The sequence below is a fragment of the Agrobacterium cavarae genome, assembly GCF_004310285.1.
Lineage (GTDB): Bacteria > Pseudomonadota > Alphaproteobacteria > Rhizobiales > Rhizobiaceae > Agrobacterium > Agrobacterium cavarae.
The window spans coordinates 12,984-29,483 of the sequence record NZ_SISF01000022.1 but is presented as its reverse complement, the minus strand read 5'-3'; the positions used below and the strand labels follow the sequence as shown (position 1 = coordinate 29,483).

Sequence of the window (16,500 nt, the reverse complement as noted above, 5' to 3'; positions counted from 1 at the left end):
GTCTTTTTTGATAATTTCCCGTTAGTCATACCTTTTGGTTATCAGGACCGGCGGCAGTTGCGCATGTCCCGATTTTGTTTTGCGTACGGGTTCACATGCGTCGATCGACAGTGCCAGCTTTTGTTCTCGCCTGCCTATCTCTTACGGGCTGTACCTCTAATTCCGGGCCGGACGCCCTGGTGGCGGGTCTGCCTTCGAAGGAGGTGACGAATTCCGTTACGCCTTCCGCCCCCGTTCCGCAGGCCAGCGTGGGACAGACCGATCAGAGAGTGGCTCTCAACACCAAGCAGCATCAGGAAGTCCTGGCATGGGGCGGACCGATGCCGGCGGGCTCGCCCGCTTTCGCGGCCGTTGACAAGCAGATGTCGACGCAGCAGCGGCCAGAACCGGTCATAGCACCTCCCGTCGTTCCCCAAGCCCGCGTCAATCTTCCTCAGGACAGGCCCGTCCAACTGGCGATGGCTGGCAGCGTTGCCATGAGTGCGGGATCGTCCGCGCGCTCGCGCGTGTTTCGCCCGGCGTTTTCCGACGCCAAGCCGATCAATTTTGGCAGGGTTCAACCAAAGCATTTTGAAGTTCACGGCGTCGATGTCTCGCGCTGGCAGGCCAATATCGACTGGGAGCGTTTGAGAACGCGCGGCGCCAACTTTGCCTTCATCAAGGCAACCGATGGCGGTGACCATCTGGACCCGATGTTCCGGACGAACTGGGAGCGCGCAAAGGCGGCGGGTGTTCGCCGCGGCGCTTATCACTTCTTCTATTGGTGCCGTCCGGCAAGCCATCAGGCGGACTGGTTCATTCGCAACGTGCCGAGAGATCCCGACGCGCTGCCGCCGGTGATCGACGTCGAATATAACGGCGAATCCTCTTGCAAGATGCGGCTTTCCCGCGCCCAGGTGCTGGAAAAGATGCAGGTCTTCATGGACAGGCTCGAGCGCCATTACGGCAAGCGCCCGATCATCTATACCGCACCGGATTTCTACAAGGATCACCTGTCCGGCGAGCTGCGCGACTACCCCTTCTGGCTGCGTGCGGTGGCCCAGCATCCGTCGCGGGTCTATCCAGATCGCAAGTGGCTGTTCTGGCAATATTCCGGTTCCGGGCTCTCGCACGGCGTTGAAGGCAAGATCGATCTCAATGTCTTCAACGGCAGAGAAGAGGACTGGCACCGCTGGATCGGTCGCGGCGGTAACGGTTGATCCTCCTGTCTATTTCGCAAACTTCCGCGCGCCCGCCACGCAGGCGACCACGCCGAGCGTGACTGCCAGCATGGCGAGGCTGACGGGCTCGCCGAGCAATGTGGCAGCCAGCAACAGACCGAAAAAGGGTTGCAGCAGTTGGAGTTGACCGACGGCGGCAATGCCGCCGAGCGCCAATCCGCGATACCAGAAGATGAAACCGATCAGCATGCTGAAAAGCGAGACGTAAGCCAATCCGCCCCAGGCCGGTGCGGCAATGCCGCTCCATGTGGAGGGCATGGAAAAAAGCGCCAGCGGCAACATGACCGGCAATGAAATGACCAGCGCCCAGGAAATTACCTGCCAGCCACCAAGCCGGCGCGAAAGCGCGGCACCTTCCGCATAACCCAAGCCACAAACAAGAACCGCTGCGACCATCAGCAGGTCGCCGGTAAGATTTCCCTCGCCATTGAGGCTGACAGCAAAGCCCGCAACCAGCAGGCTGCCAAGGCAGGAGAACAGCCAGAAGGCCAGGCGGGGTCGCTCACCGCCACGCAGCACCGCAAAGATCGCGGTAGCGAGGGGAAGAAGGCCGATAAATACAATCGAGTGGGCGGACGTGACGTGCTTCAGCGCAAGCGCGGTTAAAAGCGGAAAGCCGACGACAACGCCGAGTGAAACGATCGTGAGCGATACCACGTCGTTGCGCGCCGGCCTTGCCTGGCGAAAAGCAAGAAGAAGTGCCGCTCCCAGCAGCCCGGCGATACTGGCGCGAGCGAGTGTCAGGAAGAGGGGATCGAAACCCGTCACCGCAAGGCGTGTGGCTGGCAGCGATCCGCTGAAAATCAATACTCCGATAAAGCCGCTCAACCAGCCGCTCGACACCTTGTTCATGTCGTCACTCCTTTTTTGAGTTCTATGTCGCGAAATCCCTGGCGCCGCCAGAAACAGTCACGTACAGTTTGGCAAAACTGTTATGGTGGGGTGAGCGGGACAGATGGATCTGGCGCCAAGGCGAGTGGAGAGTGCATCGCCCCGCATCGATGCGGTGATGGGCGAAATCCGTCGTCGCATCGCCGCGCGCCTATTGACGCCGGGCGCGAAACTTCCCTCCGTCAGAGCGCTGGCAAAAGCGCTGACTGTCTCCACTTCCACCGTGGTGGAAGCCTATGAGAGGCTGGTGGCCGAGGGGGCAATCCGCTCACGTCCGGGATCCGGCTTCTATGTGGCCAGTCAGCTGGCGCCGCTTTCGCTTGCGGAGATCGGGCCGAAGCTCGACAGACAGGTCGATCCCTTCTGGGTATCCCGACTGGCACTGGAAGGCGGACAGGGTTTTGCCATGCCCGGCTGCGGGTGGCTGCCGCCCTCATGGATGCCGCAAGAGGCGTTGCGCAAGGCGCTCCGCACGCTCTCGCGCGCCAATGCCGACGTTCTGACGGATTACGGGACGCCGCTCGGGCTGCTGCCGCTGCGCCAGCTTCTGGCGCGGCGAATGGCCGAATCCGGTCTGGTGGTCAGGGCCGATCAAATCCTGCTGGTGGATTCCGGAACGCAGGCGATCGACATGATCTGCCGCTTTCTGTTGGAGCCCGGGCAGGCGGTGTTGGTCGACGATCCGTGCTACTTTAATTTCCATGCCTTGCTGCGCGCCCACCGGGTCAAGGTGATCGGGGTGCCCTACACGGCAGACGGGCCGGATGTCGCGCTTTTCGAGCAGGCATTGGAAGAGCATCGTCCAAGGCTCTACATCACCAATTCGGCGATCCACAACCCGACCGGCGCCGTTCTCTCTCCCGTCAACGCCCATCGTCTATTGATGCTGTCGGAGCGTGCGGGCCTCACGATTATCGAAGACGATATTTTTGCCGATTTCGAGATCAGCAAAGCGCCAAGGCTTGCCGCCTTCGATGCGCTCAACCGTGTCATCCAGATCGGAAGCTTCTCAAAGGCTCTCTCGGCCTCGGCCCGATGCGGCTACATCGTCACCCGTAAGGAATGGCTGGACCCGCTGGTCGACATGAAGATCGCCTCCAATTTCACCGGAAGCCAGATGTCCGAGGCTCTGGTGCTGGAAGTCCTGAAAGACGGAAGCTACCGGCGGCATATGGAAGCGTTGAAGGCGAGGCTTTCAAAAGCAAGAGCGAGCCTGATCCCGACATTGCGGCAGCTAGGCATCGAGCCATGGATAGAGCCGCAGGCGGGCCTATTCCTCTGGTGCCGGCTTCCTTTAGGGGGCGATGCTGCCGACTTAGCGCGCCACGCGCTTGCCGAGAATATGGTTCTTGCACCCGGCAATGTGTTCAGCCAGTCGGACACGGCCTCAAGCTTCATGCGCTTTAACGTGTCGCAGTGCGATCACCCGCAATTCGCTGATATTCTCGAGAGAGCTATCAAGCTGGCGAGGCGCTGACTGTTACGTTTTTTGGCATTTTAGGAACCATTCACGCATACGTGCATTTTCTTCGCATTGGAAGAGGAGAAAACACCATGACTTTTGACCCAAATCTGCCCCGCGACCCGAACCTTCGTCCGGACCGCCCTGAACTGCGCACAACGCCCGAAACCCACCGCAAGTCCGCTGGCTGGGCACCATGGGCAGCCATCATCGTCGTTCTGCTCGTCGGCGGTTTCATCTGGATGCAGATGAGCAGCCCGTCCACGACCGACCCGACCACGACGTCGTCCACGACGCCGCCAGCTGTCAGCGATCAGGCTCCGGCCCCGGCACCGATGACGCCAACGGCTCCGGCTACACCGCCAGTGAATGGCGCTGCTCCGGCTTCGCCGAACACCAACGGCACGTCGACACAGCAGTAATCGCCACTGACGTAACTTGAGAGAGCCGCTTGCCGAAAGGCAGGCGGCTTTTCTTTGTTAAAAGCCCTCCATCGCCGACGGCTTGTGACCCGACTGAGCCCATCGGTTGAAGGATTCACGGGCGAGATCGGCAAGCGTGATCTTGCCGAAACGGGCAAACAGGAGCGCTTGCGCTTCTGTCATGGCATCCGCCAACGCGACGTTGACCGACTGTTCTATGACGCAGGCCGGATTGTCCCCCGAAAGGCCGATCGAAAACATATCGGGATTTCCGAGCGCCTTGTGGATATCGAGAAGCGTGATCTCCGCGAGCGGTCGCGCCAGAACCCAGCCGCCGCCATGGCCTTTTTCTGACGTGACATAGCCAGCGTCGCGCAGGCCCGCCATGGTGCGCCGGACAACCACCGGGTTGGTCTGCAACATGGCAGCGATTGCGTCGGATGTCGCTGGTTTCTCATGCTTTTCCATGTGGATCAGCACATGCAGCACTCTGGACAGGCGGGTGTCTTGTCTCATCGGATCTCCATCCCAAACCGTACCACGACGATAGAAACGTAACAATCAGAGTTACATGACATTGACTTACAATTTCACGTAACAATATAAGTTACGAAACTGGTTTTGAGAGGGAGTCCATGCCATGACCTATGATGTCATCATTATCGGAGGAAGTTATGCGGGCCTTTCCGCAGCGCTCCAGCTTGGGCGCGCCCGCCGACGCGTTCTCGTCGTCGATGCGGGCAATCGCCGCAACCGCTTTACCAGCCACTCGCATGGCTTTCTCGGTCAGGATGGAAAAGCGCCAGGCGAGATCGTTGCCGAGGCCCGTCGCCAGATTGAGGCCTATGAGACGATCGACTGGATCGATGGTCTTGCAGGAAATGTCAGCGGCGCCTTCGATGCCTTCGAGGTCGAGATTGACGGAGGAGAGCGGAAAACGGGTCGAAGGCTCGTCATCGCCGCAGGTGTCACGGATGATTTGCCACCAATACCGGGTTTGCATGAACGCTGGGGGCAGAGCGTATTTCATTGCCCCTATTGCCATGGTTATGAGCTGAACCAGGGTCGGATCGGCGTGATTGCCGCGTCCGCGCTCGCCATTCATCATGGATTGATGCTGCCCGATTGGGGAACGACGACCCTCTTCACCAATGGCGCCTTCGTGCCGGACCAGGAGCAGCGCGCCCACCTGGCCGCGCGCGGCACAGACGTGGAAGAGGGTTCAATTCAGGGGATCGCGGGTACGGCGGATGTTGTTCTCACCGACGGACGAAGGCTTGCAATGGACGGGCTTTTCACTCAACCGACGCTCCGGATATCCGCATCCTGGATTGAGCCATTGGGTTGCTCTTTGGAGGAAACGCCGATGGGCACGACCATCCGCACCGATGCGATGAAGCAGACAACGACGCGCGGTGTCTTTGCCTGCGGCGACATCGCTCGCCCAGCCGGTTCGGTCGCACTTGCCGTGGGAGACGGAGCCATGGCTGGCGCTGCGGCCCACCGTTCGCTGATGTTTCCAGATCTATAGCGATCGATGAAACGAAAAAATCCCGGCTGTAGGCCGGGATTTTTGAAACAGAAACGATGACGCGCTATTCGTCGTTCATCTTCAGCGCGGCAATGAAGGCTTCCTGAGGAATTTCCACCTTGCCGAACTGACGCATGCGCTTCTTGCCTTCCTTCTGCTTGTCCAGCAGCTTGCGCTTGCGGGTGGCGTCGCCGCCGTAGCACTTGGCCGTCACGTCCTTCCGCAGCGCGCGAACGGTCTCACGCGCGATGACCTTGCCGCCGATGGCGGCCTGGATCGGGATCTGGAACATGTGCGGCGGAATGAGTTCCTTCAGCTTTTCGCACATGCCGCGCCCGCGACGGTCCGCTGCCGAGCGGTGAACCAGCATGGAAAGCGCATCGACCGGATCGCCATTGACGAGGATCGACATCTTTACGAGATCGCCCTCGCGGTAATCGATGATGTTGTAGTCGAAGGAGGCATAGCCCTTTGAGATCGACTTCAGGCGGTCGTAAAAGTCGAACACCACTTCGTTGAGCGGCAGCTCATAGGTGATCATGGCGCGGTTGCCGACATAGGTCAGCTCCGTCTGGATGCCGCGACGGTCCTGGCAAAGCTTCAAAATGCCACCGAGATATTCATCCGGCGTCATGATCGTCGCCTTGATCCAGGGCTCGCGAATATCTTTGATCTTCACCACATCCGGCATGTCCGCCGGGTTGTGAAGTTCCTTCTCGGTGCCATCCGTCAGGGTCATTTCGTAGACGACCGAAGGGGCAGTGGCGACGAGGTCGAGATTGAACTCGCGCTCCAGACGCTCCTGGATGATTTCCAGATGCAGAAGGCCAAGGAAGCCACAACGGAAGCCGAAGCCGAGGGCTGCGGAGCTTTCCATTTCGAAGGAGAAGGACGCGTCATTCAGGCGAAGCTTGCCGACGGCGGCGCGCAGATCTTCGAAGTCTGCCGCATCGACCGGGAAGAGACCGCAGAACACCACCGGCTGGGCCGGCTTGAAACCGGGCAGGGCCTTTTCCGTCGGGCGCTTGTCATCGGTAATCGTGTCACCGACGCGCGTGTCGGCCACTTCCTTGATCGAGGCGGTGATGAAGCCGATTTCGCCAGGTCCAAGGCTGTCCACGGTAAGCATCTTCGGCGTCAGAACGCCGACGCGCTCGATCGTGTACTTGGCGCCAGAGCCCATCATGCGGATCTGCTGGCCCTTGGTCAGCACGCCATCGATGATGCGCACCAGAACCATGACGCCGAGATAGGTGTCGTACCAGCTATCGACGAGCAGCGCCTTAAGCGCGCCCTTTTCACCAGCTTCGCTCTTGGGCGCTGGCAGCTTGTGGACAATGGCTTCCAGAACGTCGGGAATGCCAAGACCGGTCTTGGCCGAAATCATCACGGCTTCGGAGGCATCGATGCCGATGACTTCCTCGATCTGCTCCTTGATGCGATCCGGCTCTGCAGCAGGCAGGTCGATCTTGTTGAGCACCGTGACGATCTCGTGATTGTTGTCGATCGCCTGATAGACGTTGGCAAGCGTCTGCGCTTCCACACCCTGCGAGGCATCCACCACCAGAAGCGAGCCTTCGCAGGCCGATAGCGACCGCGATACTTCATAGGCGAAGTCGACATGGCCGGGCGTGTCGATGAGGTTCAGCACGTAGATTTCGCCGTTATTCGCCTTGTAATGCAGGCGCACGGTCTGAGCCTTGATGGTGATGCCGCGCTCACGCTCGATATCCATATTGTCCAGCACCTGCTCGGACATATCGCGTTCGGCAAGACCGCCCGTCGACTGGATCAACCGGTCGGCAAGGGTGGATTTGCCATGGTCGATATGGGCGACGATGGAGAAGTTGCGGATATGGTCGAGGGGCGTACGGGTCGAATTGGTGCTCATGCCCCGCGCTATAGAGGGTTTCGCGGGCAAATGGAAGCTGTTCTATGGCGGCAAACGGCGGCGAAATCGGCTTTTCAGCCGGGGAACTGCTCGCTCCAGTCCCGCCGCGTCGCGACCTGCCCTTGCGTGCGCAGACGCGCCACATCGGCAAGATCGATATCGACGATCAGAAGCGTGCTCTCGCTCACCGCATCGCTATCGCTTTCCGCCACGATGCCATTGGCCGGCATGCCGTAGTCGGAGGGAACGTAAAGGGCGGCACGTCCACGATTTTCATCGACCGCCGGCGACCATGGCGCGTCCCCGGCCGTTGGGGAGGAGAGCACGGCAAACTGATTTTCCAGGGCGCGCGCCTGTGCGCCAATCCGCACCCGGTAGGAGCCAGCCAGCGTGTCCGTGCAGCTCGGCGCCAGCACCAGTTCCACGCCCATCTCCGCCAGCCTGCGGCCCAGCATCGGGAATTCGTTGTCGTAGCAGATCAAAATGCCGAGCTTTCCGATAGGGGTGTCGAAGGCTTTCAGACCGTCCACACCCGCATCGATAAACCATTGCTCGCGCTCGAAACGCGTCATGATCTGCTTATCCTGATAGCCGATCAGCCCTTCGGGACCAAACAGCCAGGCGCGGTTACGAAACTTGCCATCGGCATCTTTGACCGGCGCGCTGCCGGGCTGGAACAGGATCTGATGTTCCCGCGCCAGTTCTTCGCAGAGCTCCACCCAGGAGGGGATCAGGCTTTGCATCGCCTCGATCGAGCCGTGCAGATCGGAGCGCACATCTTTCGGCAATTGCCCGGTCAGCGCCATGGCGGAATATTCCGGCAGCAGAAGCAGTTCCGCGCCCTTTGCCTTCGCCTCGGCTACGATCGCAGCAAGATGCTTGGCATAGTCCTCCCAGGTCTCGATCAGCTCGATTGCATATTGGCAGGCGGCAAGCCGGGTCATGCGGCAATCCTCTTCATCCAGAAGGAGAGAGGCTTCGGGCTCTCTGCATCTTCATCTAGGTCCCGCCATGTGAAGGCGGTGCAAAGCTCCGGGTGATGGGCGTAACCACGCTTTGCCCAGAAGTCGTTCAACGGCACATAATCGGCGGGACGTCGGGGGTGGTCAGTCGGACGCTCGACGGCGCAGAAGGTGCACCACTCGAAACCTCCGAGGCGCTTTGCATGCGCTTCGCGCTCCTCGAAGAAACGCACTCCCACGCCATGGCCGCGGTATTCGGGCATGAGCACGCTTTCGCCAAAGTAGAAGATTTTCTCGAGGTCATGACCGGCAGCCAGGAAAGGTGCCTTCACCTCATCCGTTTCCGCAATCATCGGCATGCCCGTCGACATGCCGACGATCTTTTCGCCATCCATCGCGAGCACGAACACCGCGCCCTCAGCCTTCGCATAGGTCGAAAGATAGGTGTGCTCGTAATCGAATGATCCGTCGTAAAGATAGGGGAAGGCGCGAAAGATGGTGATGCGCAACCGAGACAGATCATCGAAGAAAGGTGCGGCATCAATGCCGGAAAGGGAACGGATTTCGACGGTCATGGGCATGTTCACCTGCATTTTCCTTGGTTATACCGTCGTGGAAATGCTGTGCAAGCCTCGAGGGAGACCGATCATGTCCGCCATTGAAACCATCCGCGCCTACTACGATGCCTTCAACCGCCAGGATATGGATGCCTTTCTTGCTCTCCTGACCGACGATGTGGTGCATGACATCAATCAGGGCGAGCGGCAGGTCGGCAAGCAGGTGTTCGCGACGTTCATGCAGCACATGAACCGTTGCTACAAGGAAAACCTGACCGACATGGTGATCATGGCCAGCGAAGACGGCAAGCGCGCGTCGGCCGAATTCGTCGTCAATGGCGAGTACCTGGCGACGGATGAAGGTCTGCCGGAAGCGAACGGCCAGACCTATGTTCTGCCAGCTGGTGCTTTCTTCGAGTTGAAGGATGGCAAGGTCGCGCGCGTGACCAATTACTACAATCTCAATGACTGGATTGCGCAGGTCGGTGCTTAAGGGCTGAGAGCCTTGCTTTTGGCCGTGGATCCTCGCCTCAAGGGCGAGGATGGCGTCGCAGCAGGTGTTGGCCGAGCCTGACTCACCTAATCCAGCACGATGCCGAGTTCTGCGCGCAGTTTCTTTGTCAGCCCTGCCGCCACGAGTTCGTAGGAGCGGCGCAGATAGTGCTCAAGCTCCTCGCCTTCCAGCGGGGAATGATCGCTGATCGACACCCATTTGCGCTTGGCGAAATAGGGTGCCTGGGCAATGCCTTCCAGCGACGTCAATATCTCGAAGCTTTCCTCCGAGCATTTGACGACAAGCCGCCAGTCGTCCCGTTCGCCGAGCACCGCAAACACCTTGTCGCCGACCTTGGCGACATGCGAATCCCACTGATCGACGAAGCTCACGCCCGGCCAGACACCAAGCGTCGCGTCGAAAGTCTTGCGGTCGAAGAGGCTCATGTCAATCTCTCTGCGATCAATGCCGCCAGCCGTTCTGCAACCTCGGTCTTGGACAGGTCCAGCCAGGCATCGACACCGCTTGCAGAAATGATCTTCACCTGATTGCGGGCTCCGCCCATGATGCCGGTTTCCGGCGAAACATCATTAGCAACGATCATGTCGGCGCCCTTGCGTTGAAGCTTGGCGCGTCCATTGTCTTCGACATTCTGCGTTTCCGCTGCAAAGCCGATGACGAGGCGAGGGCGCTTTTCGTGGTGGCCGACGGTTTTGAGAATATCGGGGTTCTCGGTCAGTTGCAGCGCTGGCGGCGCGTCACCCGGCTGCTTCTTGATTTTTTGCTCCGAAGAACTCGCGACGCGCCAATCCGCAACCGCGGCGACGAAGACGGCGATGTCGGACGGCAGCTTGCCAAGCACGGCGTCGCGCATTTCCTCGGCACGCTCCACATGGATGGTCGTCACGCCAGCGGGATCGGGGATCGTCACAGGACCGGAGACAAGCGTCACCTCTGCGCCAAGCTTTGCAAGAGCAGCGGCGATGGCGTGGCCCTGCTGGCCGGATGAACGGTTGGCGATATATCGCACGGGATCGATTGGCTCATGCGTTGGACCGGAAGTCACGATGGCTGTCTTGCCCTTCAGCGGCTTCGGTGCGTCGTCCAGCAGGTGCTCGACGGCTTCGGCAATCTGCAGGGCCTCGGCCATCCGACCGACACCAGCCTCGCCCTTCTCCGCCATCTCGCCTGCCATCGGACCGATAAAGGCGATACCGTCGCTCTTCAGCGTCGCGATGTTGCGCTTGGTAGCCTTGGCCTCCCACATTTTCGGGTTCATTGCCGGCGCGACCAGAACAGGTCGGTCGGTCGCCAGCAAAACGGTGGAGGCAAGATCGTCCGCCATCCCGTTTGCCATCTTCGCCAGAAGATCGGCGGTCGCGGGTGCCACCAGCACGAGATCGCAATCGCGTGCCAGCCGAATATGACCGACATCTTGCTCGTCCTGTCGTGAGAAAAGCTCGGTGAAAACATGCGTGGCGGAGAGCGCCCCGACGGCAAGCGGCGTGACGAACTCCTGTGCGCCCCTGGTCATCACCGGCGTCACCTTGGCACCGCGCTCTTTCAGCCGGCGGATGAGATCAAGGCTCTTATAGGCGGCAATGCCACCGGAAATGATGAGCAGAATATGCTTGTTCGACAGAGCCATGCGCAAAGACCAGTTTCCCGTTTATGCGGGAAACTACAGCATCGGCCCGAAAATCGAAATCGATTTTCGGATAAGCACGATGCGCCAATTCAAATGGCTCCAACCGTTGGTAAGCAAAGTGCAATCACGCCGCCTTGGCGACGTGATATTCCTTGATGGCGACCATCTTGATCGCCGGGAAACGCTCGGCTTCATAGCGCAGCGAAAAGGCATCCTGCGCCAGAAACACCGGATCGCCGTCGAGGTCGCGGGCGATATCGCCGCGCTTGACGTTCAAGAACTTCTCGAACTCGGCAGGCTGATCGGACGAAATCCAGCGGCACACGGAGAAGCGCGACATCTCGAAGGACACCGGCAGGCCATATTCGCCCATCAGCCGTTCCTTCAACACATCGAGCTGCAGCGCACCGACGACGCCGACGATGGCTGGCGAACCGTCTTCTGGCGAAAACAGCTGCACGACGCCTTCTTCGGCCATTTGCTGCAGCGCCTCCTTCAGCTTCTTCGCCTTCATCGCATCCTCAAGCCGGACACGACGTAGAATTTCCGGCGAGAAGTTCGGCACGCCCTGGAAGACGAGGTTCTCGCCTTCCGTCAGCGTGTCACCGATACGAAGCGTGCCGTGATTGGGAATGCCGACCACATCACCGGCATAGGCCGTGTCCGCCAACTGGCGCTGCGAGGCGAAGAAGAATTGCGGCGCAGTGAGGCCCATCTGCTTACCGGTACGGGCAAGACGCGCCTTCATGCCGCGCTCCAGCTTGCCGGAGCAGATGCGTGCAAAGGCAATGCGGTCGCGGTGGTTCGGGTCCATATTGGCCTGGATCTTGAAGACGAAGGCCGTCATCTTTTCTTCAGCGGCATGGACGAGGCGGGTATCGGCCACTTGGTCACGCGGCGGCGGGGCGAAATCGCCAAGCGCATTGATCAGATCGCGCACACCGAAATTGCGAAGCGCCGAGCCGAAGAAAACCGGCGTCATATGGCCTTCGAGAAACGCCTGACGGTCGAAGGGACGGCAGGCTTCCATGGCCAGTTCCGTTTCTTCGATAAAGGCATCCCGCTCGTTTTCAGGCAGCCTGTCGGCAACCGCCTGCGGACCGTTGACCGGCAGACCATCGATCTGTGTGTCGTTGCCGCGGAAGGTGTTTTCGGCGAGATTGTAAGCACCGCAGAAGGTCTTCGAACGCCCGACCGGCCAGGTGATCGGTGCGGTGTCGAGCGCCAGCTTTTCTTCCACCTCATCGAGAATCTCGAAGGCGTCGCGGCTTTCGCGGTCCATCTTGTTGATGAAGGTGATGATCGGAATGTCGCGCATGCGGCAGACTTCGAAAAGCTTCAGCGTGCGCGGCTCGATACCCTTAGCGGCATCGATCACCATGATGGCCGCATCGACGGCCGTCAGCGTGCGGTAGGTATCGTCGGCGAAGTCTTCGTGGCCCGGTGTATCGAGAATGTTGAAGACGCGATCATTGTATTCGAAAGTCATGACCGAGGTCACGACCGAGATGCCGCGCTCTCGCTCGATCTTCATCCAGTCCGAACGGGTCTGGATACGATCCTTCTTGGCCTTCACTTCACCGGCAAGCTGAATCGCACCGCCGAACAGCAAGAGCTTTTCGGTCAGCGTCGTCTTACCCGCATCCGGGTGCGCGATAATAGCAAAGGTGCGGCGGCGGGAGACCGCCTCGGCAAGTGTTTCGGCCATCTAACAAATCCTGTGGAATTGCGGGCTATCTAGCGTTTCGAGCCCGCTTTTGCAATTGACCTTGACCCATGGAGGGCAAACTAATGCCGCATGAACACGCAAAGCGCCCCATCTCCCGCCCTGAAACTCATCCGTCTTCCCAATGGTGAAGGCATCGAGCTACCGTCCTACGAGACGACAGGCGCCGCCGGTATGGATCTTCGCGCTGCCGTCGAGGCTGGCGAGACGATGACGCTCCGCCCCGGTGAGCGAGCACTGGTGCCGACCGGTTTCATCTTCGAAGTCCCCTTCGGCTATGAGGCGCAGATCCGTCCACGCTCCGGCCTTGCGATCAAGAACGGCATCACCTGCCTCAATTCGCCGGGCACCGTGGATAGCGACTATCGCGGCGAGGTGAAGGTCATTCTCGCCAATCTCGGGCAGGCGGATTTCATTATCGAGCGTGGCATGCGCATCGCCCAGATGGTGATTGCGCCGGTAACGCAGGTGACGGTTACTGAGGTCAGCGAGTTCACGGAGACGACGCGCGGTGCGGGCGGCTTCGGCTCGACCGGTGTCTAGTCATCACGACGTTGTGAGGCGGCAAATTCTGGAGTATGTCTCGACGGACTGACGAGGGGGACATGTCCATGACCATCACCACCATCCTTGCCTATGCCATGGCCCTGTTCATCGCTGCAGCCATTCCAGGCCCGGGAATGACGGCGATCGTTGCGCGCGCGTTGGGTTCGGGTTTCCGCGAGACCTTCTTCATGGGGCTTGGTCTGGTGCTGGGAGATATGGTCTATCTGACGGCGGTCATCCTCGGTCTTGCCTTCGTCGCACAGACCTTTCAGGAAGCCTTCATGGTGCTGAAATTCGCCGGTGCCGCCTATCTGCTTTACATCGCCTGGAAGCTTTGGACCGCCGGGCTTCTGCCGCAGGACTTGCAGGCGAAGAAAAGCACCAGCATCGGCATGTCCTTCCTGTCCGGTCTGTTCATCACGCTCGGCAATCCCAAGACCATGTTGTTCTATGTCGCGCTCGTACCGACCCTGATCGACATCCGCGGGATCGGCCTTCCCGAATATGCGCTTCTGATCGGCTTGACCTTTACCGTTCTGATGGCGGTATTGCTGCCCTATATTCTGCTGGCCTCCAAAGCCCGCGCATTGCTGAAGCGCCCAAGTGCCTTGACGATCCTCAACCGCACCGCAGCAGGCATCCTGGCGGGAACCGCGGCGATGATCGCAACACGCGCCAGTTGAGAACGGTCTTCTACATCAGGCCCTGAGATTGGTGATCTATCCCAGGCACCTCGCCCTATAAGCACGTTTGTTCTCTGGCTTCCCTGCCAGTATCGCCCTATCCTGCGCGCGATTGCATGAGGACATAAGGCAGGAGAGCAGGCATGTCGGAAGCGAAGAAACCCGGACGCGGACGCATCTATTCCTCGATCACCGAAACGATAGGCGACACGCCGCTGGTGCGTCTGGACAAGCTGGCGAAGGAAAAGGGTGTGCACGCGACGCTTCTGGCAAAGCTCGAATTCTTCAACCCCATCGCCTCCGTCAAGGATCGCATCGGCGTGGCGATGATCGAGTCGCTGGAAGCGCAAGGAAAGATCGCCCCCGGCAAGACGACGCTTGTCGAGCCGACCTCGGGCAATACCGGCATTGCGCTGGCCTTCGCCGCTGCCGCCAAGGGCTATAAGCTGATCCTCACCATGCCAGAGACCATGTCGGTCGAGCGCCGCAAGATGCTGGCGCTGCTCGGCGCCGAACTGGTGCTGACGGAAGGTCCGAAGGGAATGAAGGGCGCCATTGCCAAGGCGCATGAACTGGCAGAAACGCTGCCCGACGCCATCATCCCGCAGCAGTTCGAAAACCCCGCCAATCCGGAAATTCACCGCAAGACGACGGCAGAGGAAATCTGGAACGACACCAATGGCTCGGTCGATATCTTTGTGTCCGGCATTGGCACCGGTGGGACGATCACGGGCGTCGGTCAGGTGCTGAAGGGCCGCAAGCCAGATATCAAGGTCGTGGCGGTCGAGCCTACAGACAGTCCGGTTCTGTCCGGCGGTACACCCGGCCCGCACAAGATCCAGGGCATCGGTGCGGGTTTTGCGCCGAGCATTCTCGATACCAAGATCTACGACGAGATCGTCACCGTCAGCAATGACGATGCTTTCGAAACCGCACGCCTCGCGGCACGGCTGGAAGGCGTTCCGGTCGGCATTTCCTCAGGTGCAGCACTTGCTGCCGCCATCAAGGTCGGTGCGCGGGAGGAGAATGCTGGCAAGACCATCGTGGTGATCATTCCGTCCTTCGCGGAACGGTATCTCTCTACCGCGCTGTTCGAAGGGCTCGGCCTGTAAGAGACAACGATTGAGCGGCGGCAATGAATGCCGCCCTCTCTCAGGCCAGACGCTTGACGATAACGGGTGCGGACGCAATCGGTGCGCCCGAGATTGCGTAATAGCTTCGCACGGATGCGGCGATACGATCTGCGTCTTCACGGCTCGCCGCATGCACCATCGCAATCGGCTGGCCTTCCTCTACCTTGGTGCCGAGCGGCAGGATGTTTGACAGACCGACGCGGTGGTCGATCCGGTCACTTGGGTGACGACGGCCCCCGCCAAGCTCGACGACCGCCATGCCCACATTCCGCGCCTGGCAGGATGCAAGCCATCCACTCGCCTGGGCTGTAACAGGTACGACGTGCGGTGCGGCTTTCAGATAGTGTTGAGGCCGGTCGATGAAGTCAGTGGGGCCGCCAAGTGCGCTGACCATCTGCGCAAAGCGCTCCATGGCGCGACCGGAAGAGAGCGCCTCGCGCGCCATTGCCTCGGCATCGGTCAGCGTTGATGCCACACCGCCCTGCACCAACATCTCTGAGGCAAAAGCAAGCACCAGCGTCTCGATGCGCGTGCCGCCTTTTCGACCCTGCAGGAAATCCAGGCAGTGGAAGATTTCGAGCGCATTACCAGCCGCATCCGCCAGAGGCTCGTTCATATCGGTAATCAACGCCGACGTTTTTACGCCCGCACCATTGGCGACCTGCACCAGGGCCGCAGCAAGCAGTTCGGCTTCCTCGGCAGTCAGCATGAAGGCACCACTGCCGAATTTGACGTCAAGCACCAGCGTCTCAAGACCCGCTGCGAGCTTCTTGGACAAAATGGAGGCGGTAATCAGCGGTATGGAATCCACCGTCGCCGTTACGTCGCGGATGGCATAAAGCCGCTTGTCCGCAGGTGCGAGATCGCCCGTCTGGCCGATGATGGCGCAGCCCACATCCTTGACCGTGCGCCGGAACAGCGCCTCGTTCGGCATCACATCATAGCCGGGGATGGCTTCGAGCTTGTCCAGCGTCCCACCGGTATGGCCAAGACCACGACCGGATATCATCGGCACGGCCAGCCCGCACGCTGCCACGATGGGTGCCAGCATCAACGAGACATTGTCGCCGACGCCCCCGGTCGAATGCTTGTCCGAGATCGGTTTGCCGATGTCGGCCCAGGACAGCACATCGCCGCTGTCGCGCATCGCAAGTGTCAGCGCAACCGTCTCCTCGCGCGTCATGCCGCGAAAGAACACCGCCATGGCAAAGGCTGCTGCCTGTCCCTCTGAAATAGACCCATTGGACAGTGCCGCGATAAAATCTGCGATCTCGGTAGCGGCCAGCGTCTCGCCATCACGCTTGCGGCGGATGATCTCTTGCGGGATCATGAGGC

General features: G+C 60.0%; 17 protein-coding genes. 8 read left to right on the top strand and 9 right to left on the bottom strand.

Going from position 1 to position 16,500, the window contains the following annotated elements:
• Positions 1–95: 95 nt before the first annotated feature.
• Positions 96–1,199 carry a glycoside hydrolase family 25 protein gene (locus EYC79_RS02600; RefSeq protein ID WP_062427220.1) on the top strand — a complete coding sequence of 368 codons (1,104 nt, stop codon included), beginning with the start codon at positions 96–98 and terminating at the stop codon, positions 1,197–1,199.
• 9 nt (positions 1,200–1,208) lie between these two features.
• Here EYC79_RS02600 and EYC79_RS02595 read toward each other — a convergent pair whose 3' ends face one another.
• Positions 1,209–2,072, bottom strand: a complete 864-nt coding sequence (locus EYC79_RS02595) for a DMT family transporter (protein WP_130977064.1) — start codon at positions 2,070–2,072, stop codon at positions 1,209–1,211.
• A 103-nt stretch (positions 2,073–2,175) separates the two neighbouring features.
• On the opposite strand from EYC79_RS02595, the gene EYC79_RS02590 reads away from it, so the two are divergent.
• Together EYC79_RS02590 and EYC79_RS02585 are read left to right on the top strand one after the other, a co-directional pair.
• On the top strand, positions 2,176–3,588 hold the full coding sequence (locus tag EYC79_RS02590) for an aminotransferase-like domain-containing protein (protein WP_130977063.1): 1,413 nt from the start codon (positions 2,176–2,178) through the stop codon (positions 3,586–3,588).
• 77 nt (positions 3,589–3,665) lie between these two features.
• Positions 3,666–3,995 (top strand): hypothetical protein, encoded by a 330-nt coding sequence (locus EYC79_RS02585; protein ID WP_130977062.1) that lies wholly within the window; start codon positions 3,666–3,668, stop codon positions 3,993–3,995.
• 57 nt (positions 3,996–4,052) lie between these two features.
• On the opposite strand, the gene EYC79_RS02580 is transcribed toward EYC79_RS02585, so the two are convergent.
• Complete coding sequence (locus tag EYC79_RS02580; protein WP_130977061.1) at positions 4,053–4,511, bottom strand: Rrf2 family transcriptional regulator; 459 nt, start codon at positions 4,509–4,511, stop codon at positions 4,053–4,055.
• A gap of 124 nt (positions 4,512–4,635) precedes the next feature.
• Between EYC79_RS02580 and EYC79_RS02575 the strand changes: the two genes are divergently transcribed.
• Positions 4,636–5,526 (top strand): NAD(P)/FAD-dependent oxidoreductase, encoded by an 891-nt coding sequence (locus EYC79_RS02575; RefSeq protein ID WP_130977060.1) that lies wholly within the window; start codon positions 4,636–4,638, stop codon positions 5,524–5,526.
• A gap of 64 nt (positions 5,527–5,590) precedes the next feature.
• Here the strand turns inward: EYC79_RS02575 and lepA are convergent, their stop codons facing one another.
• The 3 genes from lepA to EYC79_RS02560 all read right to left on the bottom strand — a co-directional run bounded on the left by lepA (position 5,591) and on the right by EYC79_RS02560 (position 8,954).
• A complete protein-coding gene (lepA, locus tag EYC79_RS02570; protein ID WP_062427323.1) occupies positions 5,591–7,429 on the bottom strand; it encodes a translation elongation factor 4 in 1,839 nt (612 codons plus the stop codon).
• A gap of 62 nt (positions 7,430–7,491) precedes the next feature.
• Positions 7,492–8,361: a carbon-nitrogen hydrolase family protein gene (locus EYC79_RS02565; RefSeq protein WP_130977059.1), complete on the bottom strand. Its 870-nt coding sequence runs from the start codon at positions 8,359–8,361 to the stop codon at positions 7,492–7,494.
• The gene (locus tag EYC79_RS02560; protein ID WP_165456949.1) at positions 8,358–8,954 is read right to left on the bottom strand and encodes a GNAT family N-acetyltransferase; all 597 of its coding nucleotides are present in this window, start codon (positions 8,952–8,954) and stop codon (positions 8,358–8,360) included. The genes EYC79_RS02565 and EYC79_RS02560 overlap by 4 nt, the downstream gene beginning before the upstream one ends.
• A 73-nt stretch (positions 8,955–9,027) precedes the next feature.
• Here EYC79_RS02560 and EYC79_RS02555 point away from each other — a divergent pair, with 73 nt between their 5' ends.
• A complete protein-coding gene (locus tag EYC79_RS02555) occupies positions 9,028–9,429 on the top strand; it encodes a ketosteroid isomerase-related protein (RefSeq protein ID WP_062443214.1) in 402 nt (133 codons plus the stop codon).
• Positions 9,430–9,515: 86 nt separating this feature from the next.
• Here EYC79_RS02555 and EYC79_RS02550 read toward each other — a convergent pair whose 3' ends face one another.
• From EYC79_RS02550 to EYC79_RS02540, 3 genes are all read right to left on the bottom strand, one after another.
• On the bottom strand, positions 9,516–9,875 hold the full coding sequence (locus tag EYC79_RS02550) for an MmcQ/YjbR family DNA-binding protein (protein WP_130977058.1): 360 nt from the start codon (positions 9,873–9,875) through the stop codon (positions 9,516–9,518).
• Complete coding sequence (gene coaBC / locus EYC79_RS02545) at positions 9,872–11,077, bottom strand: bifunctional phosphopantothenoylcysteine decarboxylase/phosphopantothenate--cysteine ligase CoaBC (protein WP_130977057.1); 1,206 nt, start codon at positions 11,075–11,077, stop codon at positions 9,872–9,874. Before coaBC ends, EYC79_RS02550 begins: the two co-directional genes overlap by 4 nt.
• Before the next feature lie 124 nt (positions 11,078–11,201).
• The gene (locus tag EYC79_RS02540) at positions 11,202–12,785 is read right to left on the bottom strand and encodes a peptide chain release factor 3 (protein WP_130977056.1); all 1,584 of its coding nucleotides are present in this window, start codon (positions 12,783–12,785) and stop codon (positions 11,202–11,204) included.
• Between the two features lie 90 nt (positions 12,786–12,875).
• Between EYC79_RS02540 and dut the strand changes: the two genes are divergently transcribed.
• From dut to cysK, 3 genes are all read left to right on the top strand, one after another.
• The gene (gene dut, locus EYC79_RS02535; RefSeq protein ID WP_130977055.1) at positions 12,876–13,346 is read left to right on the top strand and encodes a dUTP diphosphatase; all 471 of its coding nucleotides are present in this window, start codon (positions 12,876–12,878) and stop codon (positions 13,344–13,346) included.
• A 68-nt stretch (positions 13,347–13,414) separates the two neighbouring features.
• Positions 13,415–14,032, top strand: a complete 618-nt coding sequence (locus EYC79_RS02530; RefSeq protein WP_062599623.1) for a LysE family translocator — start codon at positions 13,415–13,417, stop codon at positions 14,030–14,032.
• Positions 14,033–14,175: 143 nt separating this feature from the next.
• A complete protein-coding gene (gene cysK, locus EYC79_RS02525; protein ID WP_062427208.1) occupies positions 14,176–15,144 on the top strand; it encodes a cysteine synthase A in 969 nt (322 codons plus the stop codon).
• 40 nt (positions 15,145–15,184) lie between these two features.
• On the opposite strand, the gene deoA is transcribed toward cysK, so the two are convergent.
• The gene (deoA, locus tag EYC79_RS02520; RefSeq protein ID WP_130977054.1) at positions 15,185–16,495 is read right to left on the bottom strand and encodes a thymidine phosphorylase; all 1,311 of its coding nucleotides are present in this window, start codon (positions 16,493–16,495) and stop codon (positions 15,185–15,187) included.
• Positions 16,496–16,500 lie beyond the last annotated feature (5 nt).

Bases quoted from the DNA above. Each gene is read 5' to 3' on its own strand.
- EYC79_RS02600 (WP_062427220.1), top strand. From the start codon at position 96: ATGCGTCGATCGACAGTGCCAGCTTTTGTTCTCGCCTGCCTATCTCTT.
- EYC79_RS02595 (WP_130977064.1), bottom strand. From the start codon at position 2,072: ATGAACAAGGTGTCGAGCGGCTGGTTGAGCGGCTTTATCGGAGTATTG.
- EYC79_RS02590 (WP_130977063.1), top strand. From the start codon at position 2,176: ATGGATCTGGCGCCAAGGCGAGTGGAGAGTGCATCGCCCCGCATCGAT.
- EYC79_RS02585 (WP_130977062.1), top strand. From the start codon at position 3,666: ATGACTTTTGACCCAAATCTGCCCCGCGACCCGAACCTTCGTCCGGAC.
- EYC79_RS02580 (WP_130977061.1), bottom strand. From the start codon at position 4,511: ATGAGACAAGACACCCGCCTGTCCAGAGTGCTGCATGTGCTGATCCAC.
- EYC79_RS02575 (WP_130977060.1), top strand. From the start codon at position 4,636: ATGACCTATGATGTCATCATTATCGGAGGAAGTTATGCGGGCCTTTCC.
- EYC79_RS02565 (WP_130977059.1), bottom strand. From the start codon at position 8,361: ATGACCCGGCTTGCCGCCTGCCAATATGCAATCGAGCTGATCGAGACC.
- EYC79_RS02560 (WP_165456949.1), bottom strand. From the start codon at position 8,954: ATGACCGTCGAAATCCGTTCCCTTTCCGGCATTGATGCCGCACCTTTC.
- EYC79_RS02555 (WP_062443214.1), top strand. From the start codon at position 9,028: ATGTCCGCCATTGAAACCATCCGCGCCTACTACGATGCCTTCAACCGC.
- EYC79_RS02550 (WP_130977058.1), bottom strand. From the start codon at position 9,875: ATGAGCCTCTTCGACCGCAAGACTTTCGACGCGACGCTTGGTGTCTGG.
- coaBC (WP_130977057.1), bottom strand. From the start codon at position 11,077: ATGGCTCTGTCGAACAAGCATATTCTGCTCATCATTTCCGGTGGCATT.
- EYC79_RS02540 (WP_130977056.1), bottom strand. From the start codon at position 12,785: ATGGCCGAAACACTTGCCGAGGCGGTCTCCCGCCGCCGCACCTTTGCT.
- dut (WP_130977055.1), top strand. From the start codon at position 12,876: ATGAACACGCAAAGCGCCCCATCTCCCGCCCTGAAACTCATCCGTCTT.
- EYC79_RS02530 (WP_062599623.1), top strand. From the start codon at position 13,415: ATGACCATCACCACCATCCTTGCCTATGCCATGGCCCTGTTCATCGCT.
- cysK (WP_062427208.1), top strand. From the start codon at position 14,176: ATGTCGGAAGCGAAGAAACCCGGACGCGGACGCATCTATTCCTCGATC.
- deoA (WP_130977054.1), bottom strand. From the start codon at position 16,495: ATGATCCCGCAAGAGATCATCCGCCGCAAGCGTGATGGCGAGACGCTG.